The organism is Aquitalea sp. USM4 (assembly GCF_004328945.1).
GTDB classification, from domain to species: Bacteria; Pseudomonadota; Gammaproteobacteria; order Burkholderiales; family Chromobacteriaceae; genus Aquitalea; species Aquitalea pelogenes.
Genome location: NZ_CP029539.1, coordinates 1,420,572 through 1,445,500 on the forward strand (window position 1 = coordinate 1,420,572; position 24,929 = coordinate 1,445,500).

Annotated in this window: 21 protein-coding genes; 6 read left to right on the forward strand and 15 right to left on the reverse strand. The window is 61.7% G+C overall.

Annotated elements, in window-relative coordinates:
• The first annotated feature begins 25 nt into the window (after positions 1–25).
• The gene (locus DKK66_RS06825; protein ID WP_045848120.1) at positions 26–838 is read left to right on the forward strand and encodes an FkbM family methyltransferase; all 813 of its coding nucleotides are present in this window, start codon (positions 26–28) and stop codon (positions 836–838) included.
• A 20-nt stretch (positions 839–858) separates the two neighbouring features.
• Here DKK66_RS06825 and DKK66_RS06830 read toward each other — a convergent pair whose 3' ends face one another.
• From DKK66_RS06830 to DKK66_RS06845, 4 genes are all read right to left on the reverse strand, one after another.
• Positions 859–2,811, reverse strand: a complete 1,953-nt coding sequence (locus DKK66_RS06830; protein WP_131356517.1) for an FAD-dependent oxidoreductase — start codon at positions 2,809–2,811, stop codon at positions 859–861.
• Positions 2,812–3,064: 253 nt separating this feature from the next.
• Positions 3,065–3,415, reverse strand: a complete 351-nt coding sequence (locus DKK66_RS06835) for a cytochrome c family protein (RefSeq protein ID WP_131356520.1) — start codon at positions 3,413–3,415, stop codon at positions 3,065–3,067.
• 53 nt (positions 3,416–3,468) lie between these two features.
• On the reverse strand, positions 3,469–5,226 hold the full coding sequence (locus tag DKK66_RS06840) for a GMC family oxidoreductase (RefSeq protein WP_131356523.1): 1,758 nt from the start codon (positions 5,224–5,226) through the stop codon (positions 3,469–3,471).
• Positions 5,227–5,235: 9 nt separating this feature from the next.
• Complete coding sequence (locus DKK66_RS06845) at positions 5,236–6,009, reverse strand: gluconate 2-dehydrogenase subunit 3 family protein (RefSeq protein ID WP_131356526.1); 774 nt, start codon at positions 6,007–6,009, stop codon at positions 5,236–5,238.
• Positions 6,010–6,378: 369 nt separating this feature from the next.
• Between DKK66_RS06845 and DKK66_RS06850 the strand changes: the two genes are divergently transcribed.
• Positions 6,379–8,100, forward strand: coding sequence for a thiamine pyrophosphate-dependent enzyme (locus DKK66_RS06850; protein ID WP_131356529.1), 1,722 nt, complete (start codon positions 6,379–6,381; stop codon positions 8,098–8,100).
• A 92-nt stretch (positions 8,101–8,192) separates the two neighbouring features.
• Here the strand turns inward: DKK66_RS06850 and ppc are convergent, their stop codons facing one another.
• Entirely contained in the window at positions 8,193–10,892 is a 2,700-nt protein-coding gene (ppc, locus tag DKK66_RS06855) for a phosphoenolpyruvate carboxylase (RefSeq protein ID WP_131356532.1), read from the reverse strand.
• Between the two features lie 345 nt (positions 10,893–11,237).
• On the opposite strand from ppc, the gene hemC reads away from it, so the two are divergent.
• From hemC to DKK66_RS06875, 4 genes are read left to right on the forward strand one after another with little or no spacing between them, the layout of a single operon-like run.
• Entirely contained in the window at positions 11,238–12,167 is a 930-nt protein-coding gene (hemC, locus tag DKK66_RS06860) for a hydroxymethylbilane synthase (protein WP_045848129.1), read from the forward strand.
• Complete coding sequence (locus DKK66_RS06865) at positions 12,164–12,904, forward strand: uroporphyrinogen-III synthase (protein WP_052694260.1); 741 nt, start codon at positions 12,164–12,166, stop codon at positions 12,902–12,904. Before hemC ends, DKK66_RS06865 begins: the two co-directional genes overlap by 4 nt.
• Positions 12,901–13,923 carry a uroporphyrinogen-III C-methyltransferase gene (locus tag DKK66_RS06870; protein ID WP_045848130.1) on the forward strand — a complete coding sequence of 341 codons (1,023 nt, stop codon included), beginning with the start codon at positions 12,901–12,903 and terminating at the stop codon, positions 13,921–13,923. Before DKK66_RS06865 ends, DKK66_RS06870 begins: the two co-directional genes overlap by 4 nt.
• Positions 13,924–13,926: 3 nt before the next feature.
• Positions 13,927–15,135 carry a heme biosynthesis HemY N-terminal domain-containing protein gene (locus tag DKK66_RS06875; RefSeq protein WP_131356535.1) on the forward strand — a complete coding sequence of 403 codons (1,209 nt, stop codon included), beginning with the start codon at positions 13,927–13,929 and terminating at the stop codon, positions 15,133–15,135.
• Positions 15,136–15,201: 66 nt separating this feature from the next.
• Here DKK66_RS06875 and DKK66_RS06880 read toward each other — a convergent pair whose 3' ends face one another.
• The 10 genes from DKK66_RS06880 to rpmH form a co-directional block, all read right to left on the reverse strand.
• Positions 15,202–15,885 (reverse strand): META and DUF4377 domain-containing protein, encoded by a 684-nt coding sequence (locus DKK66_RS06880; RefSeq protein WP_131356538.1) that lies wholly within the window; start codon positions 15,883–15,885, stop codon positions 15,202–15,204.
• A gap of 181 nt (positions 15,886–16,066) precedes the next feature.
• Positions 16,067–17,440, reverse strand: a complete 1,374-nt coding sequence (locus DKK66_RS06885; RefSeq protein WP_045848132.1) for an NAD(P)(+) transhydrogenase (Re/Si-specific) subunit beta — start codon at positions 17,438–17,440, stop codon at positions 16,067–16,069.
• A 9-nt stretch (positions 17,441–17,449) separates the two neighbouring features.
• Entirely contained in the window at positions 17,450–17,746 is a 297-nt protein-coding gene (locus tag DKK66_RS06890; RefSeq protein WP_045848133.1) for a proton-translocating transhydrogenase family protein, read from the reverse strand.
• 11 nt (positions 17,747–17,757) lie between these two features.
• Positions 17,758–18,879, reverse strand: a complete 1,122-nt coding sequence (locus DKK66_RS06895) for a Re/Si-specific NAD(P)(+) transhydrogenase subunit alpha (RefSeq protein ID WP_131356541.1) — start codon at positions 18,877–18,879, stop codon at positions 17,758–17,760.
• A gap of 694 nt (positions 18,880–19,573) precedes the next feature.
• Positions 19,574–20,698 (reverse strand): sterol desaturase family protein, encoded by a 1,125-nt coding sequence (locus DKK66_RS06900; protein ID WP_131356543.1) that lies wholly within the window; start codon positions 20,696–20,698, stop codon positions 19,574–19,576.
• 147 nt (positions 20,699–20,845) lie between these two features.
• Complete coding sequence (gene mnmE, locus DKK66_RS06905; RefSeq protein ID WP_131356546.1) at positions 20,846–22,198, reverse strand: tRNA uridine-5-carboxymethylaminomethyl(34) synthesis GTPase MnmE; 1,353 nt, start codon at positions 22,196–22,198, stop codon at positions 20,846–20,848.
• Positions 22,199–22,349: 151 nt separating this feature from the next.
• Positions 22,350–23,999, reverse strand: a complete 1,650-nt coding sequence (gene yidC / locus DKK66_RS06910) for a membrane protein insertase YidC (protein ID WP_131356549.1) — start codon at positions 23,997–23,999, stop codon at positions 22,350–22,352.
• Between the two features lie 19 nt (positions 24,000–24,018).
• Positions 24,019–24,228 carry a membrane protein insertion efficiency factor YidD gene (gene yidD, locus DKK66_RS06915; RefSeq protein WP_045848138.1) on the reverse strand — a complete coding sequence of 70 codons (210 nt, stop codon included), beginning with the start codon at positions 24,226–24,228 and terminating at the stop codon, positions 24,019–24,021.
• Positions 24,204–24,566 (reverse strand): ribonuclease P protein component, encoded by a 363-nt coding sequence (rnpA, locus tag DKK66_RS06920; RefSeq protein WP_045848139.1) that lies wholly within the window; start codon positions 24,564–24,566, stop codon positions 24,204–24,206. The genes yidD and rnpA overlap by 25 nt, the downstream gene beginning before the upstream one ends.
• Positions 24,567–24,574: 8 nt before the next feature.
• Complete coding sequence (gene rpmH, locus DKK66_RS06925) at positions 24,575–24,709, reverse strand: 50S ribosomal protein L34 (RefSeq protein WP_011137953.1); 135 nt, start codon at positions 24,707–24,709, stop codon at positions 24,575–24,577.
• Positions 24,710–24,929: the final 220 nt, after the last annotated feature.

The following is a 24,929-nucleotide window of genomic DNA, read 5'->3' on the forward strand; positions in this document are numbered from 1 at the left end:
CTATCTCTCCTGACGGGTTTCTGCCATGAAAAACATTCCGCGCCCCGCGCCCTTCATGTTGCTGTCTACCAATCACGGCAGCATGATCGTCAACCGCAACGACTTTGCCCCGTCCGATGGCGAATCCTATGGCGTGGGCTATCAGCTGATGACGCAAAGCGGCTACGAGCAGGAGGAGGTGGACTTTGTGCTGGCCTTGCTGGCCAGTTGCCTGCGCGACCGGGGCGAAGGCGTGCTGGCCATCGACTGCGGCGCCAATATCGGGGTGCACACCATCGAGATGGCCCGTTTCATGTACACCTGGGGCCATGTGGTGGCCTTCGAGGCGCAGGAGAAAATCTACTACGCCTTGTGCGGCAATATCGCCCTCAACAACTGCCTGAACGTGAATGCGCTCAACTCCGCCGTGGGCGAGCACTGCGGGCAGATCGACATTCCGGAACCGGACTACCTGCGCCCCGGCTCTTTTGGCAGCGTGGAATTGCAGCAGTCGGCCAGCAATGAATTCATCGGTCAGGCGCTGGACTACCAGCACCGCACCATCCGCATCGACCTGGTCAGCCTGGATTCGCTGGGCCTGCAACGCATCGACTTCATCAAGATCGACGTGGAAGGCATGGAAGAACAGGTGCTGCGCGGGGCGGAACAGTCCATCCGCCGCTGCCGTCCGCTGATTTTCATGGAAATCATCAAGTCGGACATGACGGTCATCCGCCCCTGGCTGGAGGCGCTGGGTTATCGCCTGTTCTCCGCCGGGGTGAACATGCTGGCAGTGCATCAGGACGATGCGCTGATCCCGCACCTGAAAAACGAAGGCGGCCGCCTGCAACTGGTATAAGCGGCCGCGCCGGTTGCTGCTTACAAGGTCCAGGCCAGCCGGGTGGCTTCGTAAATGGCCTCTTCGGCGGTGCGCGGCGTCTGGCAATCGCCAATGGCGTGCACTTCCAGATCCAGCCCGTCCAGTTGCTGACGCAATGAGTCATCCGGCTGCGGCGGCTGGCACAGCACCAGGCTGTCGATGTCCTCGCACAGCATGGCTTCCTCGCTGGCGGTGTGCTGCAAATAAACAGTGTGGTCATCCACACCATACAAGCGTGCATAAGGCAGGATGGCCACTTGCAGCTGGTGCAGCCGCGCGGCCAGCTGGTCGCGCACATACATCGGCAGGGCTTGTCCCATCAGCGGTGCGTTGACGGCCAGCGTCACCTTATGCCCGGCCTCGGCCAGCCGGATGGCCAGCCCCGGCCCCACCCAGTCGGCACGCCAGTCGCTCACCACTACCCGCGCGCCGACACTGGCTCCCTGCAACACGTCCCAGCTGTCGTGCACCGGCAGGCTGCCGCCCACCTCCAGCCGCGGCGTGGCCTGTGTGGCGCCACAGGCCAGAATCAGCACATCCGGTGCTTGTTGCTGCACCAGGTCCCGCTCCACCCGACGTCGCAACACCACTTCCACTCCAGCCGCGCGCAGTGCGTATTGCAGATTGGTGATCAGGCCGCCAAATTCCGCCCGGTCCGGCAGTTGCTGTGCCAGCAGTACCTGCCCGCCCAGTTGCGCCGCTGCTTCGTACAAGGTCACCTGATGGCCGCGTTGCGCCGCAATCACTGCGGCCTGCATGCCGGCCGGGCCACCACCCACCACCATCACCCGGTGCGGCTTGCTGGCAGGTGTCAGCGGGCCGAACTGCAATTCGCGCCCGGAGAGCGGGTTCTGGATGCAGGAAATGGGCAGGCCGCGGTGAAAACGGCCAATACAGGACTGATTGCAGGCAATGCAGGCGCGGATGGCATCCGACTGCTGCCTGGCCACCTTGTTGGGCAGCTCCGGGTCGCAAATCAGCGCCCGTGTCATGCCGCAGGCATCCACCACGCCGTTGGCCAGCAGTTGTTCCGCCTCTTGCGGCTGGTTGATACGGCCAGCCAGCAGCAGTGGAATGGACAGCGCCTGGCGGAAACGTCCGGCCGGGGTAGCGAGATAAGCCGCCGGAAACGCCATCGGCGGGGCAATATGCACCGCGCCACCCAGGCTGGCCGAGGTGCCGGCCACCAGGCTGACATAATCCAGCTGGTCTTGCAGCGCGACACAGGCTTGCAAGGCTTCGTCTTCCTGCAGGCCCTCGCTGTCGCGCTCGTCCAGCGAAATGCGCAAGCCCACCACGCAGTCTTCATCCACAGCGGCGCGAATGGCCGCCACCACCTCGCGCAAAAAACGCAGCCTGCCGTCAAGGTTTCCCCCATAGCCGTCCGTGCGCAGATTCAGCCGCGGGTTGAGAAACTGCACCGGCAGATAGCCATGGCTGGCAACGATTTCCACCCCGTCTAGCCCCGCCGCGCGGATGCGTCGCGCCGCAGCAGCATAACCGGCAATCAAGGCGGCGATTTCGCTTTCGCTCAGGGCGCGCGGCATCACGTGAAAGCGCTCGCTGGGCACGGCAGAGGCGGAATACGCCACCGCCTGCATGCCATCGGCGGTTTCCATGATTTCACGACCCGGATGAAACAGCTGGGCAAACAGCGTAGCCCCTGCGGCATGCACGGCTTCGGCCAGCGCACGATAGCCGGGAATGCAACTGTCGTCGGTGGCCATCAGCGCGTGCGAGGTATAACGCGCACTTTCGTGCACGCCGGAAACCTGCAACACGATCAGGCCGACTCCGCCACGCGCCCGCGCGGCATGGTAGGCAATCAGCGCCGGGCTGACCTGGCAGTCAACCGGCAATACGGTGTCGTGGCCGGTGGAAACAATGCGGTTGCGCAGGGTCAGCTTGCCGATACGCAAGGGGGACAGCAGATGAGGGAAGGCAGTGGACATGGCGACTCCGGGTTCTGACAGCGGGTTAGCAACAGACAGCTGCCGATATTCCGCATAAGCCGGGAGCTTGCCTGCTGGCCCATGGGCGGGAGGCGGGCCTCTTGCCGATCAACAGCAGTCCTGCTAATGCAGGGTGCTCCGGCCATGCCGGACTACCCGGACGTGCTGAACCGCCAGACGGGAACACAGCCGACACGGGGGCCGGCGCGAAGCAAAGCCACACCGCCCCCCCCGTCCCGTGCACTGGCCGTCTTTATTTCAATGTCGCCAGATAAGCGATGATGGCAGTGCGCTGGCTGGCATCCGGCACCCCGGCAAACGGCATCACATTACCCGGAATGGTTTGCTGCGGATTGGCCAGATAGGCGGAGAGCAAAGACTTATCCCAGCTCTTGCCCAGGGTTTTCATCGCCCGGCTGTAACGAAAGCCCGGATAACTGCCGACCTTGCGCCCGATCACACCTTTCAGGCTGGGGCCAACGCCATTGCTGCCGGTCACGCTGTGACAGGCAGCGCACTGGGCAAAAGCAGCGGGGGGTGTGGCTGGGCCAGCCGCGAATGCCGACAACGGCAGCAAGGCAGCTGCAAACAGGAAAATACGCATGGGAATCTCCTTTGGGGTGAACAAGGCCGCACCGTGCGGGCGGCCAGATGGCGTTACAGACGGCCCGGATGCTGCAAATAGCGCTGCAGGTCATCCCCCAGCCGCAGGGCGAGTGCGCCTAGCGGGCCGGTGGGGTTGTAACCGGAGTTGTGCGGATAGACCGACGCCCCCACCACAAACAGGTTGTGGGCATCCCAATGTTGCAGATGGGGGGAAACCACACTGTCATGCGGTGTCTCGCCCATGATGGTGCCGCCCACAATGTGGGTGGTCTGGTACAGCCGGCTGTCAAACGGGGTGACCAGACCTTGCAGGCTGCCCACCTTGTCCGCACCGCAGTGCCGGGCAATCTCCATCATCTTGTTGCTGAGGAAGGCTGCCATTTTCTGCTCGTTGGCACGGTAGTCGAAGGTCATGCGGATCAATGGCCGGCCATAGGCATCGCGATAGGTCGGATCCAGGCTGAGGTAATTGCCACGGTGCGGATAGCAGCTGCCTTCGATGCCCAGCGTCATGGAGTGGGCATACCAGTCGGCATTGGCCTGCTTCCACGCGGTGCCCCAGCGCGGCGTGCCATCCGGCACCCGTCGTCCCTTGATGGGACGTCCGCTGAACTGGTAGGCCTGAATGGTGGCACCACCCAGAAAGCCCAGGCCGCTGTGGTCGAAATTGTCGTTATTGAAGTCATCAATGACAATTTGCGTACTGCCGCTGGCCAGGAAGGGGTTGAACCATTTGTCCTTGAAGAACAGATCCACCCCGGCATTCACCTGATAGCAGAAGTTCTTCCCCACCACGCCGGTATTGCTGACCGGGTCGTACGGTTTGCCGATCTTGCTGTGCAGCAGCAACTGGGTATTGCTCATGGTAAAGGCTGCCAGCACGATTACTTCGGCGGGCTGCTCGTATTCCTCGCCGGTCAGCAAATCCAGGCAATGCACGGCGGTGGCACGTTTGCCGGCGGCATCGTAGCGCAGCCCCAGTACCTGGGTATTGAGCCGCACGTCAAAGCTCTTGCGCTCGCGCAGCATGGGATACAGCAACACCTGCGGCGACCCCTTGGCATTGGCTTCGCAGATGAATCGCTCGCAATGACCGCAATACTGGCATTGCCCCAGCTTCTGTCCATCCGGGTTGGTATAGGCCCCGGAAGAATTGGCCGCGGCCTGCGGGAAGGCGTGATAGCCCAGTTGCTCGCAAGCCTGCTTGAACACCAGTCCGGACTCCAGCACCTGCAAGGGCGCTTGCGGATAAGGCCCGCTGCGCGGTGCTTCGAAGGGATTACCACCCGGCAGTTTCTTGCCGCCGATATTGCCTGCCTGCCCGGAAACGCCGAACAGTTTCTCGAACAAGTCGTGATACGGCTCCAGCTGGGCATACGTCACCCCCCAGTCCTGCAAGGGCATGTCCGCCGGAATCGCCTGCTTGCCGTAGCGTTGCAGATAATGGCTGCGCAGCTGCGGGTCGTACTCGGCCCAGCGCCACAGGTGGCCATTCCAGTGATTTCCAGCCCCGCCCAGCCCCTGCCCCGGCAGGAAGGATTCCATCCAGCGCACCGGCAAGGCAATCTGGTTGTGCTGATGGCGCAGGGTATAGGTTTCGCGCGACCAGTCCTGCATCAGTCCCTGACGCACCGACCAGCGCAGTTCATCCCGCTGGTTGGGCAGGCTGGATTCCGGCCCCTTGCTGTGATCGCCACCGCGTTCCAGTACCAGGACTTCCACCCCCTTGGCGGTCAGCTGGCGGGCAATCAGGCCGGCAGTCAGGCCGCCCCCCACAATGACCACGGTTTTGCTGCTACGTGTTTTCATGGCATGTCCCTAGCTGAAGTCGGCGATGGATTTGGGAGTGGCAGCACCGGGATAAGGCTTGCCAAGATACTGGACGACATCCAGCGCATGCGTGGCCGGCAGGCCGGGGTAGCCGATCATCTTCCAGAACACCATGCCCACATTGCCGCCATAGAGCGGGTCGGCAAAACAGGCTTCGGCAAATAGCGGGTACACCAGGCTGTTGAACCACTCCGCCAGATCCAGCTGCTCGCCCGCCACTCGCCCTGCCGCCAGCTGCTGCAGAAAGGCATCGCCTTGCTGTGGTGTCAGCGCATCAAACAACTGGCCATGCAGCCGCTGCGCAGCACGGTCGGCTTCTGCTATGCCCGCCTTGAAATACTGCTCCGGCGTCAGCGGCAGTTGCGGCCCGCACTGGGCTGCACCCTGCAGGAATGGCCCTGCGGCGTAGCGCCGCGCCCCCTGGCCAAAACTGCCGGCCAACTGACGGTCGATATAGATGGCGAGACCGCAGTCCACTCCACCGGGGGTGAGGTGATCGGCCGGGCACATGATGTTGAGCATGGCTTCGACAAAGGCCGCTTCATCCGGACCAAAGCTCTGGTAGCCATATACCTGGTTGATGGCCACTGCCGGGCTGGTGGTGGCTGCGGCCTGCCCGGCAGGAAGCAGCAAGGCGGCGGCAGTACCGCCAGCCAGCGCCTGGCTGAGCGGCACACTGCCGGAGGCAGCCGCCAGTTGCTTGAGGAAAAGCCGGCGGGCCGGGGTGGCCGGGCCGGGGGACGGCAAGTTATCGGATTCCATCCATACCTCCTGTCACTGTGTAGTCGCGGACCAGCAGGCAAGGACTGCTACAGAAGATGCAGTCCGGGCTGACTGGCGGATGGAATGATTCTCACCAGCAAATCAAAACAACAAGAGGCTGACAGCGCATCAGTAGAGAAAAGGAAATTTCACGGCCACATGGAAAAAATACGGGGAAATGAAATTAATCTTCGCGACTAACCCCAGAAAACAGGTGGCGACAGCAGCTTTGGCGTGGGGCAAAGATGAATAGCAATTATTTCGGTCTGTCGCAGCTTGGGGACAAGCACGGCGAGACATAGCACAGGCAGCAAGCTTGCAACAGCCTGACCACATCTTTCGACCAGCCCACCCATGGAGACACCCGCAATGCAACACAACACTGTCGGTAAAATCATTGTCGAAACACTGGAACAAGCCGGGGTAAAGAACTGCTACGGTATTGTCGGCGACACGCTCAACCACATCACCGACGCCATCCGCCACAGCCAGATCAAATGGGTACATGTACGCCACGAAGAGGTGGCCGCCATGGCAGCCGGGGCGGAAAGTTACATGACCGGCGGCCTCACTGCCTGCGCCGGCAGCTGCGGCCCGGGCAGCCTGCATACCATCAACGGCCTGCTTGAAGCACACCGCAATCGCTCGCCGGTGGTGATGATTGCCACCCAGGTGGCGCTGACCGAACTGGGGATGGAGTTTCCGCAAGAAGTGGATCTGGCATCCATTTTCAAAACCTGCAGTCATTTTTGCGCCACGATCTACCATCCTTCCCAAGCCAGACGACTCACCGCACAGGCAGCGCAGGCGGCCATCAACCTGCGTGGCGTGGCCGTACTGATTGTGCCGGGCGATCTGGCCGGTAAATGTGTAGCGCCCGGTCTGCCGTTCAGCGTCCATCATCCACAGCCGGTGTGCAGCCCGTCCGAAGCCGAGCTGGATGAAATGGCGCATCTGCTGCTGTCTTCCGAACGACTGGCACTGTATTGCGGCTCCGGTTGCGCCGATGCCCATGCCGAAATCATCGAGCTGGCGCGCCGGCTCAAGGCTCCGGTGGCGCACACCAGCCGCGCCAAGGACTTCATCGAGCCGGACAATCCGTTCAATGTGGGCATGACCGGCATGCTGGGTATTGAATCGGGCTATCACGCCACCCAGGAGTGCGACACGCTGTTGTTGCTGGGGGCGGATTTTGCCTGGACATCGTTCTACTCGCACCGCGCCACCATCCTGCAGGTGGACAACCAGGCCACCCACCTGGGGCGGCGCCATCCGGTGAAACTGGGCGTGGTGGGTGACATCCGCACCACCTTGCAAAAACTGCTGCCACGCCTGCCGGAACGGCAGGACGACAACTTCCTGCAGGAGTGCCTGAAGCTGCACCAGAAATCACTGCACTGGCTGGCAGAACAAGAAAAGCCGGGGCATAACGGCCTGATTCACCCACAATATCTGGTTAAGCTGATTGACCAGATGGCCGCTGACGATGCCTTTCTGGTGGGAGACTCCGGTACCGCCATGGTCTGGCTGCTGCGCCACACCCGCGCCAACGGCAAGCGCCGCACGCTGGCCAGCCTGATCCACGGCACCATGGCCAATGCCATGCCGGAGGCGCTGGGCATCAAGAACGCTTTCCCGCACCGGCAGGTGATTGCCATCTGCGGTGACGGCGGTCTGTCCATGCTGATGGGCGATTTGCTGACCATCGTGCAAGAGGGGCTGGACATCAAGATTGTCATCCTCAACAACAGCGCGCTCGACTTTGTCGAGATCGAACAAAAAACCGAAGGCCTGATGAATGCCTTCACCGATCTGCACAACCCTGACTGGGTGAAAATGGCCGAAGCCATCGGCTTCAAGGGCCTGCGCGTGGAACATGCCGACCAGCTGCCGGAGGCCGTTGCGCAGTGGCTGGCCGAGCCCGGTCCGATGCTGCTGGATGTGAAGGTGAACCAGTACGAACTGGTCATGCCGCCCACCGTCACCACAGGAGAAGTGCTGCATACCGCGCTGTATTCAGCCAAGGCCATCCTGTCCGGCCATGGCGGCGAGGTGGTAGAGCTGATCGAAAGCAATTTCCTGCGTCGTTAGCCTCTGTTTCCCGGTATGCCGGGTAATGCACGGGCGATAAAAAACCGCCACCCGAGGGTGACGGTTTTTTTATCGCTCAGCGGAAAGACAGATCAGCCGCTATTGCGCAAACCAGCCGAGGTGCCATTGATGGTGAGGTGAATGGCGTACAGCGCCTCGGCATCGTCCGGGTTGGCACGCAGGCGTTGCAGCAGGTCGGCCTGCAGCAGGTTGAGTGCATCCAGGTAGGGCAGACGGGTTTCCAGGCTGCGGTGCAGGGTGGGGTTCTGTTCCAGCAGGCTGGTCTGGCCGCTGATGGCAAAGAAGGCATCGTGGGTCTTCTGCCATTCTGCTTCAATCTGACCAAACAGCTTGTCCGCCAGCGCCCGGTCGGACACCAGCGCGGCAAAACGGCGCGCAATGCCCAGGTCGGCCTTGGCCAGCACCTGTTCCATATTGGACAGAATCACCTGGAAGAACGGCGATGTGCGATACAAGCCTTGCAGACGGGCCAGGCCTTCGTCGCCATGGCGGGCAATGAAACCGGCCACGGCCGAGCCGAAACCGAACCAGCCGGGCAGCATCACCCGTGATTGCGACCAGGAGAACACCCAGGGAATGGCACGCAGGTCCTTGATGCTGGCCAGGCTCTTGCGCGACGCCGGACGGCTGCCGATGTTGAGCTTGGCAATGGCATTGATCGGCGTGGCTTCCAGGAAGTACTGCATGAAGCCTTCGGTTTCCACCAGCTGGCGATAGGCCTTGAACGCGGCCTCGGACAGCTCGTCGAATACTTCTCCATCCGCCTCGCAGCTGGGGTGGGTGGTGAGGCTGGCTTCCAGCGTGGCGGCCACCAGCGCTTCCAGGTTGCGGGTGCCGATGTCGGGGTCGGAATACTTGGAGGCAATCACCTCGCCCTGCTCGGTAATGCGGATGCGTCCGGCCACGCTGCCGGCCGGTTGCGCCATGATGGCTTCGAAGGACGGGCCGCCACCACGGCCCACCGAACCGCCTCGGCCGTGGAACAGACGCAGCTTGACGCCGGCCTTGTCAAAACTCTGCACCAGACGCTGTTCCGCCTTGTACAGCTCCCACTGGCTGGTGAGATAGCCGCCGTCCTTGTTGCTGTCGGAGTAGCCCAGCATCACTTCTTGCAGCATGCCGCGGCTCTTGAGCAGCAACTGGTACCACGGCAGCGCAAACAGCGTGTCCATGATGTCGGTGGCCGCCACCAGGTCGGCAATGGTTTCGAACAGCGGCACCACGTTGATGGTGGACACCGGCAGGCCGTTTTCCAGCCGGATCAGGCCGGTTTCCTTCAGGATCAGCGCCAGCGCCAGGATGTCGCTGACCGAAGCGCAGTTGGAAATGATGCTCTGGCTGATGGCCTCGGTACCGAACTGCTGCTGGATCAACGCGGCTTCGCGGAAGATGGCCAGCTCTTTTTCGGTATCGGCGCTGTACTGCTGATACGGCGAGTACAGCAGGCGCGGGGTGGCCAGTTCGCGCAGCAATACGCGAATGCGCGCAGCCTCGTCCAGCGCCGGGTAATGTTCCAATCCGGCACTGGAAAACAGTTCGCTCACCACCGCTTCGTGCATGCCGGCAAACTGGCGCAGGTCCACCGGCATCAGGAAGAAGCCGAACACTTCCACCGCGCGGCGCAGGCGTGCCAGGCGGCCATCGGCCAGCAAGTCGCTGCCATGGGCAATCAGCGAATCCGCCACGATGGCAAGGTCCGCCTGGAAGGCGGCGGTGTCACGATAGGCTTCGGCTACCGGCCAGCGGCCACGCACCGCCAGCCCCAGCTCGGCAGCCTTGCCCAGCAAACGGGCTTCAATGGTGGCCAGTGCGCGGCGATAGGGTTCCTGCTCGCGACTTTCCTTGTTGTCCGGCGTCTGGTCGGACAGGGCCTGCAAGGCCGGGCTCACGCTGACATGGCGCTCGGACAGGGACAGTTCGCGGTATAGCGATGCCAGCTCGGACAGGTAGTGCTCGAAGGCCTGGGTGGCTTGCAGGGTAAAGGCATGGCGCAACACGGTGGCGTTGACGTTGGGATTGCCGTCGCGGTCGCCACCAATCCAGCTGCCCACGCGAATGAAGGGCGGCAACACCGGGCTTTGCCCCCAGGCGGCAGTCACTTCCTTGCCCAGACGGTCGTACAAGCGCGGCAGGGCGGAGAAGAAGGTCATCGGGTGATAGGCCACGCCGTTCTTGATTTCGTCTTCCACCGACAGTTTGAAATGGCGGATTTCCGAAGTCTGCCACATGGACAGGATCACCCGCTTGAGCTTGCCATCCAGTTCGGTTTCCTCTTCCGGGGTCAGGTCCGGCGAGCCGAGCTGGCTGAGGAATTTGCGCACCGCACGGTGGCCGTCCAGCACGCTCTGGCGCTGCACTTCGGTGGGGTGGGCGGTAAGGATGGCACCGACATAGGCATCCTGCAGGGTGTCGGACAGCTGGGCAAAGCTGACGCCTTCTTCCTTCAGGCGTGCCAGTGCCCGGTTCAGGCTGCCTTGCTGCGGGCGCGAACCGGCAATCTGGTGCGCACGACGACGACGGGTGTGGTGCAGGTCTTCCGCAATATTGAACAACTGCGCATACAGGCCACAGGCGCGCACCAGGGCGGTGGTGGCCTTGGGCGACAAGGTATCCGGCAGCGGCAATGCGCGCTGCTCCGGGGTACGTGCCGCAATGGCCTTTACCTCCTGATATACCTGCGGTCCTTCCTGGGCATGCAACACTTCGCCCAAGAGGCGGTCCAGCCGCGCCAGGTCGGCACGTAGGGGAAGATCCTTGTCCAGCTCCGTCATGTCCTGTTTCCTTTGTTGCATTGTCTGGCCAATCGGTACTGACACCATGTCGAGCGTGGCATGGCCGTTGGCCTGTTTATTAAATGGTCGGGCAACCTGTTCAAGTCAGACTGCAATCTGACTTCAAGCGGCTGCGCAACGACCATCATAGGCAGCATTGCAGCTGTAGTGTGTTCATTACCGAATTTTCCTGATTTTTTTCGCACATTTTGTGCACAACAGCAACGCGGGTTCACCCTTGATCGTGACCCTGGGCAGGAAATGGCTTTTCCTTGATGCCACTCCAGGCATCGCCCCGGCTGCATGCTAGAATCGGGCGAAAATTCATCGTCAGGACCGCAATTCATGGACAAGATCGTCATTGCCAGCCGCGAAAGCCGCCTGGCCATGTGGCAGGCCGAACATATCCAGGCCCGCCTGCAAGCACTGTACCCGCACCTTACCGTCGAGATTCTGGGCATGACCACCCAGGGCGACCAGATTCTGGACAAGACCCTGTCCAAGATCGGCGGCAAGGGCCTGTTCGTGAAAGAGCTGGAAGTTGCCCTGGCCGAAGGCCGTGCCGACCTCGCCGTACACTCCATCAAGGACGTGCCCATGGTGCTGCCGGAGGGCTTTGCCCTGGCCGCCATCTGCGAACGCGAAGACCCGCGCGATGCCTTTGTCTCCAACAAGTTTGCCAGTCTGGCCGAGCTGCCGGCAGGCAGCGTGGTGGGCACCTCCAGCCTGCGCCGCGAATCGCAACTGCGCGCCCGCTACCCGCAACTGGTGATCAAACCGTTGCGTGGCAATGTGCAAACCCGCTTGCGCAAGCTGGACGAAGGCGAGTACGACGCCATCATTCTGGCTGCCGCCGGCCTGAAGCGCTTGGAACTACACGACCGGATTCGCGCAGAACTCGCCCCGTCCGAAAGCCTGCCGGCCGCCGGTCAAGGTGCACTGGGTATTGAAATCCGCGCCGACCGCGCCGACATGCTGGCCCTGCTGCAACCCTTGAACCACCCGGACACCCACGCCTGTGTCAGCGCCGAACGTGCACTGGCGCGCGAACTGGGTGGCAGCTGCCAGGTGCCGCTGGGCGCCTTTGCCACCCTGACCGATGACGTGCTCACCCTGGGCGGCTTTGTGGCGCATCCGGATGGCTCGGTCATGCTGACCGCCACCGCCAGTGCGCCGCGTCAGTATGCCGACTCGCTGGGCCGCGCCGTGGCCAAGCGTCTGCTAGACGATGGTGCCAAGCCGCTGATCGACGCCGTACTGAAAGACCAGGCATGACAACAGCCGGCCGCCGCATCCTGGTGGCCAGACCGGCCGCACAAAGCGGCCGTTTGCTGACCCTGCTGGCCGATGCCGGCTGGCAGGGGCAACCCTTCCCGGTGATGGACATCCAGCCTCGTCCTGATGCGCTGGCACACTTGCCACAACAAGCCGCACTGGCGGACTGGCTGTTTTTTGTCAGCCCCAGCGCCATCGACATCGCCTGGCCGGTACTGCAACAACAAGCTCTCAACGCCCGACTGGCTTGCGTGGGTCAGGCCAGCGCACGCCGCCTGGCCGGGCTCAGCGGGCAGGACATCCTGTTTCCCACCGCCGGCAGCGACAGCGAAGCCCTGCTGGCCCTGCCCCAACTGGCGGATGTCGCCGGCCAGCGCTGGCTGATCGTGCGGGGCCTTGGTGGCCGCGCCCTGCTGGCCGACACCCTGCGCCAGCGCGGAGCCGATGTGACACTGGCCGAGGTCTACCAGCGCGTGGACGGCACGCCGGACTGGGGCTTGCTGGATGATGACCCGCCAGACGCCATGGTGATCACTTCCAGCGAAATGGTGGAGCAATTGTTCAGACTGGCTGGCCCGGCAAGGGCCGTGACGTTACAATGCCTTTTGTATTGCGTGCCGCACCCGCGCATTGCCGAACGATTGCAGGCACTGGGCGCGACACGCATCGTGACAACCCGGGCCGATGACGAAGCGCTCGTCAGCGGCCTCAGAGAATGGTTCTGCCGTCACCCATGAGCGAAACCCAGACTGTCGACACTCCCCGTCCCGCCCGCAAAAAACAGCTGAACCTGGCCCTGCTGGTGGCACTGGCCGCCCTTGGCCTGTCGGGCTACCAGCTGTACAGCACCCAGCAGGAACTGGCTGCCGCACGCCAGGAACTGGCGGGCCGCATGGCCGAAGGCAATGGTGCCTCCAAGGAATTGCGCGGCCTGACCGAACAGGCGCTCAGCGCCGCCCGCGCCACCGATGCCAAACTGGCGGTGCTGGAAACCCGCGTGAATGAATCCGCCGGTCAGTACAACACCCTGAACGGCATGTACCAGGAGCTGACCAAAAACCGCTCCGACTGGCTGCTGTCCGAGGTGGAACACACGCTGGCCATTGCCAGCCAGCAGCTGCAGCTGGCCGGTAATGTCACCGCGGCCATCTCCGCCTTGCAAATGGTGGACGCACGCCTGTCCAAGTTTGACCAGCCGCAGCTGATTGCCGTGAAAAAGGCAGTGGCTACCGACCTGGAAAAACTCAAGGCGCTGCCCGTGCTGGACAACGTCGGCCTGACCGTGAAGCTGGACCGCCTGATGCTGTCCAGCAGCAGCATGCCGCTGGTGGTGGATGCCCATCATCTGCAGGACAAACAAACCACCAAGCGCGTGGCGGACACCGCCCCCTTCTGGGAACGTCTGGTGGCCGACATCAGCCAAAGCCTGGGCGAGCTGGTGCACATCCGCCGCATGGACAAGCCGGAAGCCCTGCTGCTGTCGCCGGAGCAGTCCTTCTTCCTGCGCGAGAACCTGAAAATGCGTCTGCTGGACGCACGCCTGGCGCTGCTGCAACGTGACGGCACCACCTACAGCGCCGACATCAATGCCGCCCAGGACTATGTGCAGCGCTATTTCGATGGCAACGCCCCGGCCACGCGCCAGTGGCTGGCCACCTTGCAAGAGCTCAAGTCCGCTCCGCTGTCCGTCACCCTGCCCGACCTCAACGCCAGCCTGAAGGCGGTTCGTGACGCGCAGGGCAACAAGGGAGACTAAGCGGTGAAATTCGTCATCTGGATTACCGGCCTGTTTGCGCTGGCCGTGCTGGTGGGGCTGGCCTCCACCCTGAATACCGGCTACGCCATCCTGTTCCTGCCGCCATGGCGCATGGAAGTGTCGTTCAACCTGCTGCTGCTGGGCATTGTGGTGCTCATCGTGCTGGCTTATGCCGTGATGCGCGTCATCAGCATCACTGCCGGGCTGCCGGCCGAGGTCAAGCGTTTCCAGCGCCAGAAAAAGCTGAAAGCCGCCCGCCACGCCTTGCGCGAAGCGGGGATCGCCTTTTTTGAAGGCCGCTTCCAGAAAGCCGAACGCGAAGCCCTCAAGGCCATGGGAGACGAGTACGCGGCAGAAAACCGTGCGCTGGCCCTGCTGCTGGCCGCCCGCTCTGCCGGTGCCACCGGCGATCTGGACAAGCGCGACCAGTACCTGCAACAGCTGGACACCCTGCCCGAGCGCCTGCAACTGGCGCGCCACATGCTGGATGCCGAGCTGAAGCTGGAAGCCAAGGACGCGCTGGGCGCACTGGCAGCCATCGAGCGCGCCCGTGCCCTGTCGCCCAACCTCACCAATGCCCTGCGCCTGGAACTGAAAGTGCGTTTGCTGCAACGTCAGCCAGAAGCGGTATTGGCACTGACCGAAAAACTGCTCAAGGCCGAGGCGTTGGAACCGTCACAAGCCCGCCGTTATCGCCTGGCCGCTTACAGCCAGCAGCTGACCGGCTTTGTCGGCAGCCGTGAGGTGCGCGACTGGCTGCGCCGCATTCCGGAAGCCGAGCGTCGCAACCCTGTTCTGGTCAGCGAGATCGTCAGCCGGTTGATTGCGCTGGAAGACTTCGACTATGCAGCTACCCTGCTGGCCGAAGCGCTGGCGGATGAGGATCAGGCCACGCCGGAACTGGCCCGCGAACTGGGCCAGCTGGCCGAGCGCCTGTCGCCGGAAAAACGTCTGGAACTGATGCGCAGTGCAGAGGACTGGCTGAAAACCCGTCCGCGCGACTACATGCTGCTGCTGGCGCTGGGCCGTCTGGCCATGAACCAGCAACTGTGGGGCAAGGCGCAAAGCTATCTGGAAGCCAGCAACTCCATCGAGCCCACCCTATGCGCCAATGCCGAACTGGCCCGGCTGTTTGAAGCCACCGGCAAGGAAGAACGGGCCGCGCAGCATTACCACCGCAGCCTGGAACTGGCACTGGCCAAGGGCGACTGAGCCCCCTTGCCACCCACAAAGAAAGCCCGCACAAGCGGGCTTTTTTCTTGCCATCACACCAACTGCTTACATCTTGGTGCGCGTGACTGTTTCACTGAACACCACGCGCTCCAGAATGGTCCGTACCGCCGAGGCATCCGCCGGAGGGTTGGCCACGGTTTCATAACGCAGCTTCAGGTAGTAGGCGGTATCGGGCTGCGGGGTAAAGCCTTCGATTTCGCCATAGAACAGCTGCCAGGGCTGGTTTTCACTGCTGCGTACCTGCAGGCATTGCATCTGCCCTGCACCAGCACTGCAGTTCTTGCGCACGGCACTCACATACAGATACTGCGGGCGTTGTACCGGGGCCGTGGCAGCGGTGTTCTGGCCTGCGGCCTTGTCCTGCTTGCGCACAAAGCGGTATTCGTCGCCAGCCTTACCCGTCAGCACCAGTTGCTGTGCCTTGCCGTCGGCCTTGATCTGAAAGGGTTGCGACAGGAAACCGACATAGGCCTGTTCGGTTTGCATCATGGCCGGGGGGCACATCATGCGCGTGGTGGCAATCACCAGTTTGCCTTCGGCATTGCTGTGGCCGGTAAAACGGTTACAGCCGGCAAAGCCGCTGATGCCCTTGGCCTGAAACGACAGCGTGGGTTGCGGTTCGGCCACCTTGGGCGACACCAGCTGCCAGTCAGTACCGATCAGGTTTGGCCGGGCCAGCACCGGGGCAGACAACAGGGAGGCCATGATGGCGATGGTTTTCCAGTGCATTGCGATCTCCAAAATTAAACAATACTAATATTTAAGAGGCCAGAACCAGCCACGAGTTCCATCCGGCGACCACTGTCAACTCTCCACAAGGACGGCCATAGCCGTTGAACTGGCTGCACAGCATGAAAAAACCCCGCCATGCAGGCGGGGTTGGATGGGGTGATACCTTGGCCAGCAGTGCTTAGTGCACCACGCCCTTCACCAGGTCTTCCACCACTTTCTTGGCATCGCCAAACACCATCATGGTCTTGTCCATGTAGAACAGCTCGTTGTCGAGGCCGGCATAGCCCACGCTCATCGAACGCTTCACCACGATCACGGTACGTGCCTTGTGCGCTTCCAGAATCGGCATGCCGTAGATGGGGCTGGACTTGTCCTTCTGCGCGGCCGGGTTCACCACGTCGTTGGCACCAATCACCAGCACCACGTCGGTATTGTTGAAGTCGGAGTTGATCTCCTCCATCTCCAGCACCTGCTCGTACGGCACTTCGGCTTCGGCCAGCAGCACGTTCATGTGGCCCGGCATGCGGCCTGCCACCGGGTGAATGGCGTAACGCACGGTAACGCCCTTCTCGTGCAGCAACTCGGCAAACTCCTGCAGGGCATGCTGGGCGCGCGATACCGCGAGGCCATAACCCGGCACGATGACCACGCTGTCGGCATTGCTCATCAGGAAGGCTGCGTCTTCTGCCGAACCGGACTTGTAGTTCTTCGGGCCACTGTCACCCGCCGCACCACCAGCCGCGGCCTCGGCACCAAAGCCACCCAGCAGCACGGACACGATGGAACGGTTCATCGCCTTGCACATGATGTAGGACAGGATGGCACCGGACGAACCCACGCAGGCACCGGCAATGATCAGCACCGGGTTGTTCAGCGTGAAGCCGATACCCGCCGCCGCCCAGCCGGAGTAGGAGTTGAGCATGGACACCACTACCGGCATGTCGGCACCGCCAATCGGGATGATCAGCGTCACGCCCAGTACCAGCGCAATGGCCACCATCAGCAGGAAGGCGGCATGGCTGTCGGTCACGAAGTAGGCCACGCCAAAACCCACCATGGCCAGTGCCAGCACCAGGTTCAGCAAATGCTGACCATTGAAGCTGACAGCCTTGGAGCCAAAGCGGCCGGACAGCTTGCCGTAGGCAATGACCGAGGCGGTAAAGGTGATGGCACCAATAAACGCGCCAATGAACAGTTCCACCTTCTGCACCGGGGTGTGTTCCACGCCGGTATGGAAAATGGCAGCCACGGCAATCAGTACCGCGGACAGGCCCACCAGCGAGTGCATGGCGGCCACCAGCTCCGGCATGCCGGTCATTTCAACCGTTTTGGCCTTCCAGCCGCCAATCACGGCACCACCGATGATGGCAGCGGCAATCAGCCCCAGCACCGGCTTGTCCATGATCATGAAGGTGGTACCCACGGCGATGACCATGCCGATGATGCCGAACTTGTTGCCGCGCAGCGCCGTCACCGGGCTGGACAGCCCCTTGAGCGCCAGGATGAACAGCACGGCCGCCACCAGATAAAGTACTGCGGAAATATTAGCCATGGTTCTTCCTTATTTTTTCTTCTTCTTGAACATGTCCAGCATGCGCTGGGTGACCATGAAGCCGCCGAAGATGTTGATGCTGGCCAGGAAGATGCCGATGGTACCCAGCACCGAGGTGAGGGTGATTTCGGAACCGTTGATGTCCACCACCTGCAGCATGGCACCGACGATGATGATGCCGGAAATGGCATTGGTCACCGCCATCAGCGGGGTATGCAGCGCCGGGGTGACGTTCCACACCACGTGGTAGCCGACAAACACGGCCAGCACGAAGACGGTAAGGCTGGCGATAAAGGGATCGACCATCTCTGTTCTCCTTAGTTGGCCGCCGGGAAACGCACCTGGCCGTCGTGGGTCACCAGAGTGGCCGCCAGCAGGTCGTCTTCCAGATTGAGGGTGAAACCTTCCTTGCTCAGCATCAGCGACAGGAAGGTCAGCAGGTTCTTGGCATACAGGCTGGAGGCATCCGCCGCCAGTTCGCCCGGCAGGTTGAACTGGCCCACCACGGTGACGTGGTTGTCAGTCACCACCACTTCGCCCGGCTGGGTCAGTTCACAGTTGCCACCGGCTTCGGCGGCAATGTCGATGATGACCGAACCCGGCTTCATCGCGGCCACGATGTCGGCGCTGATCAGCGTCGGGGCCTTCTTGCCCGGAATCAGCGCGGTGGTGATGATGATGTCGGCTGCGCGGGCGTGCTTGCTAACCAGTTCCGCCTGACGACGCTTGTAGTCGTCCGACATTTCCTTGGCGTACACGCCGTCACTGGCAGCCTTTTCTTCATCGGTCATCGGTACTTCGATGAACTTGCCGCCCAGCGATTCCACCTGCTCCTTGGTGGACGGGCGCACGTCGGTGGCTTCCACCACCGCACCCAGACGCTTGGCAGTGGCAATGGCCTGCAAACCGGCCACACCCACACCCATGATCAGCACCTTGGCCGGCTTTACCGTACCGGCAGCCGTCATCAGCATGGGCATGAAGCGCGGGTAGTAATGGGTGGCCAGCAGCACCGCCTTGTAACCGGCAATGTTGTTCTGGCTGGACAGCACGTCCATGCTCTGCGCGCGCGTGGTACGCGGCAGCAGCTCCATGGCAAAGGCAGAAACCTTCCTGGCCGCGAGCTGCGGGAAAGTGCTGTTCTGGTAGGGGGCCAGCTGGCCGATCAGCACCGCGCCGGTTTTCAGCTCGGCAATGCCGGCTTCGTCCAGCGGACGCACGGTCAGCACGATATCGGCCTGGGACAGCGCCTGGGCACGATCAGGGGCAATGCTGGCCCCGACATCAACGTAAGCCGCATCGGGAGCGGCGGCAAACTGCCCGGCTCCCTGCTCGACCACCACGGAGTGACCCATGGCAACCAGCTTTTTCACCGTTTCCGGTGTTGCGGCCACGCGTTTTTCACCAGCCAGCTTTTCAGCCGGAATAGCGATCTGCATGGTGTGAATCTCCTGCAATGTGAAATGACAAAAAACAAAAACCAAAGATAGCGAACGCCCGTGCGAGGCCAATTTCGAACGAGCGTTTGAATTCTATTAAAAACACGAATGTTGATTTTGCGCAATACTTTTACACAATTGCGACATTTGCCTACCATATACCGTCTGACAATCCGGTCAACACGGCAGGGTCTCCAGGCAGGATCACTGCAAGACAGGAGCAGGTAGCAGCAAGGGCGGCGGCATCACCATCCCTCACCCCGAACCATCCGGCCTGCCATGGGCAGGCGGGGCAAAATCCGGGCAAGAGCAGTGCCGCGCATGGGAAAACACCTCGTCGAAAGACACTAACGGTTCGCCCTCCAGCTTGTAAAGCAGGGTTAACCATTAACACCAAGGTGCTGTAAACAAAAATGAATTATCCGTGTAAGCAACAGAAGAAGCACGGTGACAACCGGCTTATCGTGCATTGCACCATCCTGCAAACTTGCTTGTCACTGCCCGTCGGCGCGCACGGAATACCGTACAGGAAATGTCCGCAGCACGAGTCCGGAACCACCAATATCAGCGTTTTATGATTTCAGATGCCAGCAGGATAGGCAGGGCAAGCAGGCCAGAACGCTGGCCCGCCACACCGCGCAGTAGAGATGAAAGACGCGCAACTGCCGCATAAATGCGACAGCCGGCCTGGGACTCACAACAGGCTGCCAGCAGCCGCCAGCAACATCAACAGTACATCCAGCGCCAGCAGACGCCAGGGCGAGCACACACCCTGCAACAAACGGCCAAGGCCGAACAGTCCAGCCAGCTGCAACAGGGCAAAACCCCACAAGGCGGGCGTGGCCAGCACATCGCTCTGCCACAGATAGGCCGCGGCAGCAGCCGCCTGCAAGACAAACTGCCCCACGGCCATCAGCATGGCCGCACGCGTCAGCGGCGGGTCATAACGCTGCCGTGCTGCTTGCAGGTCAAATGCCGGGCTGTCATCGCGCACGCCGGGCGGCAGCCAGCCCGGCGCCTTGAACCACACCTTCAACTTGTCCTGCCAGCGTGGCGCACGGCGCGCCAGCTGCCACAGCGGCACATAGCCGGATGCCACCGCCCACAAGGGATTCCAGCTATTGAGTGGCGTGCGGGTGCCGTACACCGGGGCTTCATCCTCTTCGATGAAGGTGCCGAACAGGCGGTCCCAGATAATCAGCATTCCGCCGTAATTCTTGTCCAGATACTGGTCGTTCACCGCATGATGCACCCGGTGATTGGAAGGCGAGGAAAACACCCGGTCGAACCAGCCCAGCTTGCCGATGTGCTCGGTATGAATCCAGAACTGGTACAGCAATACAATCAGCCCGGCCAGGGCAAACTGGGCCGGAGGCACGCCAAGCAGGGCCATGGGCAGATAGAAGGGCCAACCCAGAAACGCCACCGTGCTTTCCTGGCGCAAGGCGGTGGACAGATTGAAATGCTGGCTCTGGTGATGCACCGCATGTGCCGCCCAGAACACCGCGCTTTCATGCCCCACGCGGTGCAGCCAGTAATCGCAGAAGTCGAACATGACAATGGCCAGCAGCCAGCCCCAGGGCGTAGCCCACAAGGCGGCATGGGGAAAGATGGCAAGGTGCTGCCAGGTGAGCGCATACAGGCCAAGCTGGAACAGCATGCTGACACTGGCCACCAGCTGGCTCTGCAGCCCCTGGCTCAGGCTGGCCAGCGCATCGCTCAGACGATAGGTATTCCGGCCAACGGCCAGGCCGTAGCCGATTTCCACCAGCATCAGCAGCAGGAAAACCGGGAAGGCGTATACGGTGAATTGTTCCATCAAACTTGATCCGCAAGACATGGCAAAACGGCACGACACGTGCCTGTACCCAACGGTACAGCAAAGCCCGGCGGAAGAATGTTGGAATTTTGTTGCGACACGCGCCAGGCTGCTGGCAGCCTGGCTGAGTGAGGGCGCGGATGCGGCTTACTTGCCGATGCAGAAGCGGCTGAAGATGACCCCCAGCAGGTCGTCCGGGGTGAACTGGCCGGTGATTTCCGATAGCGCGTTCTGTGCCAATCGCAGCTCTTCGGCGAAGATCTCCACCATTTCCCAGTCAGTATGCGCCAGCTCCATATGTTCGGCCGCGCGGCGGATGGCGTCCAGATGGCGCTCGCGTGCCAGGAACACGCCTTCGCTGGCCCCGCTGTAGCCAATCAGCTCCAGCAGGCGGGCTTTCAGCAGGTCCACCCCGGCATGGGTGCGGGCGGACAGGCGCAGCACGCTGCGGCCATCTTCCTCGGCCATGCCGATGGTTTCGCCGCTCAGGTCGGCCTTGTTGTAAATGAACAGGCGCGGCAGTTGCGGCGGAATGCGTTCCAGAATGGCTTCCACTTCGGCAGTCACGCCTTCGCGGCTGTCCACCAGCACCAGTGCCACGTCGGCGCGCTCCACCGCCTGCCAGGTGCGTTCGATGCCGATTTTCTCCACCACGTCGTCGGTATCGCGCAAGCCGGCGGTATCGATGATATGCACCGGCACGCCGTCGATGACGATTTCCTCCCGCACCGTGTCGCGGGTGGTGCCGGCGATATCGGTAACGATGGCGATATCATCCCCCGCCAGCGCATTCATCAGGCTGGACTTGCCGACATTGGGCTGGCCCACCAGCACCACGTGCATGCCTTCACGCAGGATGGCACCTTGCCGTGCGGTAGCCTGCACCTGTTGCAGGCGCTGGCGCAGGGTTTGCAGCTTGCCCAGTGCATCGGCCTTCTTGAGGAAGTCGATTTCTTCTTCCGGAAAGTCCAGCGTGGCTTCCACCAGCATGCGCAGGGTGATCAGCTCATCCACCAGCACGTGGATTTCATTGGAAAACGCGCCTTTCAGCGATTTGAGCGCGCTGCGGGCGGCGGTTTCGCTGGAAGCATCAATCAGGTCGGCCACGCTTTCCGCCTGGGCCAGGTCCATCTTGTCGTTCAGGAAGGCACGCTTGGAAAACTCGCCCGGCTCGGCCAGCCGTGCGCCCAGCTGCAGGCAGCGGGTCAGCAGCATATTGAGCACCACTGGCCCGCCATGGCCTTGCAGCTCCAGCACGTCTTCGCCGGTAAAGCTGTTGGGGCCGGGGAAGTACAGCAGCAGGCCGTTGTCGATAGCCTCGCCATCTGCCGCGTAGAAATCGGTATAGGTCGCGTAGCGCGGCTTGGGCTGTTTACCGCCGGTAAGCGCAGCGGCAAAGGGCAGCAAGTCACGCCCTGACACGCGGATGACCCCTACCCCGCCACGACCGGGTGCGGTGGCGATGGCACAAATGGTGACGGGAGCGTAGAGGCTAGGCATGGCGGTTTCCTTGCTGCTGACAGGCTGACCGAAGCAGCCGCCAGATGGATGGCGACAGCGGCTTGGGTCAACTTGCGTTGATTTTTTTACTGTATCAGAAAGAAAGCCCGGCCTTTGTCTGGCCGGGCTTTGTCAGTCACTACCGTCCATATCAGGACTGCAGGGCGACTTTCTTGCTGTTTTCAATGCTCTTGTTGATGTACCACTGCTGGGCAATCGACAGGATGTTGTTGACTGCGTAGTACAGCACCAGACCAGCCGGGAAGAAGAAGAACATGGCCGAGAAGGCAACCGGCATGATCTTCATCATCTTCGCCTGCATCGGGTCGGTCGGCGGCGGGTTCAGGAAGGTTTGCAGGAACATGGTGGCAGCCATGATCACCGGCAGTACATAGAACGGGTCCGGACGGGCAAGGTCGGTGTACCACAGAATCCACGGAGCCTGACGCAGCTCAACCGAGGCCAGCAGCGCCCAGTACAGGCCAATGAACACCGGAATCTGGATCAGCATGGGCAGACAGCCACCCAGCGGATTCACCTTCTCGCTCTTGTACATTTCCATCACGGCCTGCTGGAACTTCATGCGGTCGTCGCCGTATTGTTCCTTCATGCGTTCCAGGCGCGGTGCCAGAGCCTTCATCTTGGCCATGGAGCGGTAGGAAGCGGCAGTCAGCGGATAGAAGATGGCCTTCACGGTGAGGGTGAGCAGCACGATTGCCCAGCCCCAGTTCTGCACCAGACCGTGCAGCTTGGTCAGCAGCCAGAACAGCGGGGACGCGAAGATGTGTACCCAGCCGTAGTCCTTGGAGTATTCCAGGCCGTCGGCAATCTTGGTCAGCACGCTGTAGTCTTCCGGGCCGGCATACAGCGGCACGGTGATGGAAGCGGTCTGGCCCGGATTGATGGTTTTCAGGTCCACGGTGGCAGCGGCGGAATACAGGCCGTTGCTGTCTTTCAGCTCGAAGTGGCAGGACTTGTCGTCCTTGCACACGCTGGCCGAATCCAGCGGCTTCAGGATCCAGGCGGTCATGAAGTAATGCTGCAGCATGCCCACCCAGCCGTCGGTGGCCGACTTGGCATAATCACCCTTGCCCTTGGCCAGGTCTTCGAAGGAAACCTTCTGGAACTTGTCGGCAGCGGTGTACACAGCCGGGCCGGTAAAGGTGTGGGCAAAGCGGCCTTCACCTTCCGGTGCCTGGCCATCACGCAGGATGCGGTAGTAGGCAGTCGGAGCCAGCGGAGTGGTGCCGCCGTTGGTGATGTCAAAACGCACCGCGATATCGTAGCTACCCTTCTTGAAGGTGTAGGTTTTCACCACTTGCACGCCATTGGCAGCCGGCGCGGTCAGCTTCACCTGCAGGCTGTCGCCGCTCAGGGTGTAGCTGGACTGTGCCGAGGTGTAAACCGACTTGTGGGTAGGCAGGGCCGGGTTGCTGGCAGCCACCAGACCGGTCTGCGCCACGTACACGCGGCCATTCTTGTCGGTCAGCAGCTCGAACGGCTTTTTGGCGTCCGTGGCGGAATCGTGCTTCAGCAAATCCAGCTGACGCAGGTCACCACCCACGGTATCAATTTCGGCCTTGATCACGTCGGTCGTCACATGAATGCGCTGACCGGCGGTGAGTTTGGCAGCCTCAACAGGCTGGGCGCTGGCGGTATGGCTGGCCGGTGCGTCCGGCTGCGAAGCCGTTTGTGTCTGTGCCACCTGCTGCGGAGCAGGCTTGGGCGCAAAGTACTCCTGCCACAGCAGCAGGATGCCCATGGACAGAACGATGAAGATTATGAGTCGCTTGGAATCCATCTCTACGATACCGGAAAGTTCAGGGAACCGGGTCATAACCACTGCCACCCCAGGGGTGACAGCGCCCGATGCGTTTCATCGCCAGAAAGCCGCCCTTGCAGGCGCCATGCTTTCTCACCGCCTCGATCGCGTAACTGGAACAGGTCGGCACATAGCGGCACCGTGGTGCCAGCCAGGGGCTGATGGCCAGTTGATAAAAGCGGATCAGGAGGATGAGGAGGCGCGACATCGTGCCAGTTTAGCAAAGAGTGTAGACAAGGCGATGACAGCTTCTGCTCTGTCAGCGCGTGAAAAAGCAAGTTTGGCACGGACAATGTAGTCCTGTGCCGGCAAGGAAGCCTGATTCAGGCGGAACCACTCGCGCACGGTACGCTTGATGTAATTGCGGCGTACGGCCCGCTTGTGGACCTTTTTGCCCACCACCAGGCCAACCCGGGCATGGCCCAGATCGTTGGGACGGGCATATACCTGAAACAAAGCCGTGCTGCGCGCTTGCCGCAAACTAAAAACGGATGAAAATTCATCCGTTTTTAATAGCCGGTGCACACGGCGAAAGCGATAAGTCATTACTGAACTTATACGGCCAGGCGCTTGCGACCCTTGGCGCGACGGGCGGCGATAACGGCGCGGCCACCGCGGGTCTTCATGCGAACGAGGAAGCCGTGAGTGCGCTTGCGACGGGTAGTGGAAGGCTGGTAAGTACGCTTCATGATAAAGAATTCCTGTTTCGAAACGGAAATAAACGCGTGATTTCACAAGAAAAACCGCCGCTTGTCAATGGCAAATTTTTAGCGCACCTGTGGATAACTTTGCCGAAAACCGTTAGAATGTCGAAACTTAACGCACCCCACCCCCTGCGTAATTATTAAACGCAGCCGCCCGCCCAAGGGCAGCCAGCACGACAGGGGGATGGTGCAAGCCACTTGCCTT

Coding starts and splice junctions, on each gene's coding strand:
- hemC (WP_045848129.1), top strand. CDS start 11,238: ATGGACAAGATCGTCATTGCCAGCCGCGAAAGCCGCCTGGCCATGTGG.
- DKK66_RS06845 (WP_131356526.1), bottom strand. CDS start 6,009: ATGGAATCCGATAACTTGCCGTCCCCCGGCCCGGCCACCCCGGCCCGC.
- mnmE (WP_131356546.1), bottom strand. CDS start 22,198: ATGCCTAGCCTCTACGCTCCCGTCACCATTTGTGCCATCGCCACCGCA.
- DKK66_RS06825 (WP_045848120.1), top strand. CDS start 26: ATGAAAAACATTCCGCGCCCCGCGCCCTTCATGTTGCTGTCTACCAAT.
- DKK66_RS06885 (WP_045848132.1), bottom strand. CDS start 17,440: ATGGCTAATATTTCCGCAGTACTTTATCTGGTGGCGGCCGTGCTGTTC.
- DKK66_RS06870 (WP_045848130.1), top strand. CDS start 12,901: ATGAGCGAAACCCAGACTGTCGACACTCCCCGTCCCGCCCGCAAAAAA.
- DKK66_RS06850 (WP_131356529.1), top strand. CDS start 6,379: ATGCAACACAACACTGTCGGTAAAATCATTGTCGAAACACTGGAACAA.
- DKK66_RS06895 (WP_131356541.1), bottom strand. CDS start 18,879: ATGCAGATCGCTATTCCGGCTGAAAAGCTGGCTGGTGAAAAACGCGTG.
- ppc (WP_131356532.1), bottom strand. CDS start 10,892: ATGACGGAGCTGGACAAGGATCTTCCCCTACGTGCCGACCTGGCGCGG.
- DKK66_RS06840 (WP_131356523.1), bottom strand. CDS start 5,226: ATGAAAACACGTAGCAGCAAAACCGTGGTCATTGTGGGGGGCGGCCTG.
- DKK66_RS06830 (WP_131356517.1), bottom strand. CDS start 2,811: ATGTCCACTGCCTTCCCTCATCTGCTGTCCCCCTTGCGTATCGGCAAG.
- yidC (WP_131356549.1), bottom strand. CDS start 23,999: ATGGATTCCAAGCGACTCATAATCTTCATCGTTCTGTCCATGGGCATC.
- rnpA (WP_045848139.1), bottom strand. CDS start 24,566: ATGACTTATCGCTTTCGCCGTGTGCACCGGCTATTAAAAACGGATGAA.
- DKK66_RS06865 (WP_052694260.1), top strand. CDS start 12,164: ATGACAACAGCCGGCCGCCGCATCCTGGTGGCCAGACCGGCCGCACAA.
- DKK66_RS06890 (WP_045848133.1), bottom strand. CDS start 17,746: ATGGTCGATCCCTTTATCGCCAGCCTTACCGTCTTCGTGCTGGCCGTG.
- DKK66_RS06900 (WP_131356543.1), bottom strand. CDS start 20,698: ATGGAACAATTCACCGTATACGCCTTCCCGGTTTTCCTGCTGCTGATG.
- rpmH (WP_011137953.1), bottom strand. CDS start 24,709: ATGAAGCGTACTTACCAGCCTTCCACTACCCGTCGCAAGCGCACTCAC.
- DKK66_RS06880 (WP_131356538.1), bottom strand. CDS start 15,885: ATGCACTGGAAAACCATCGCCATCATGGCCTCCCTGTTGTCTGCCCCG.
- DKK66_RS06835 (WP_131356520.1), bottom strand. CDS start 3,415: ATGCGTATTTTCCTGTTTGCAGCTGCCTTGCTGCCGTTGTCGGCATTC.
- yidD (WP_045848138.1), bottom strand. CDS start 24,228: ATGTCGCGCCTCCTCATCCTCCTGATCCGCTTTTATCAACTGGCCATC.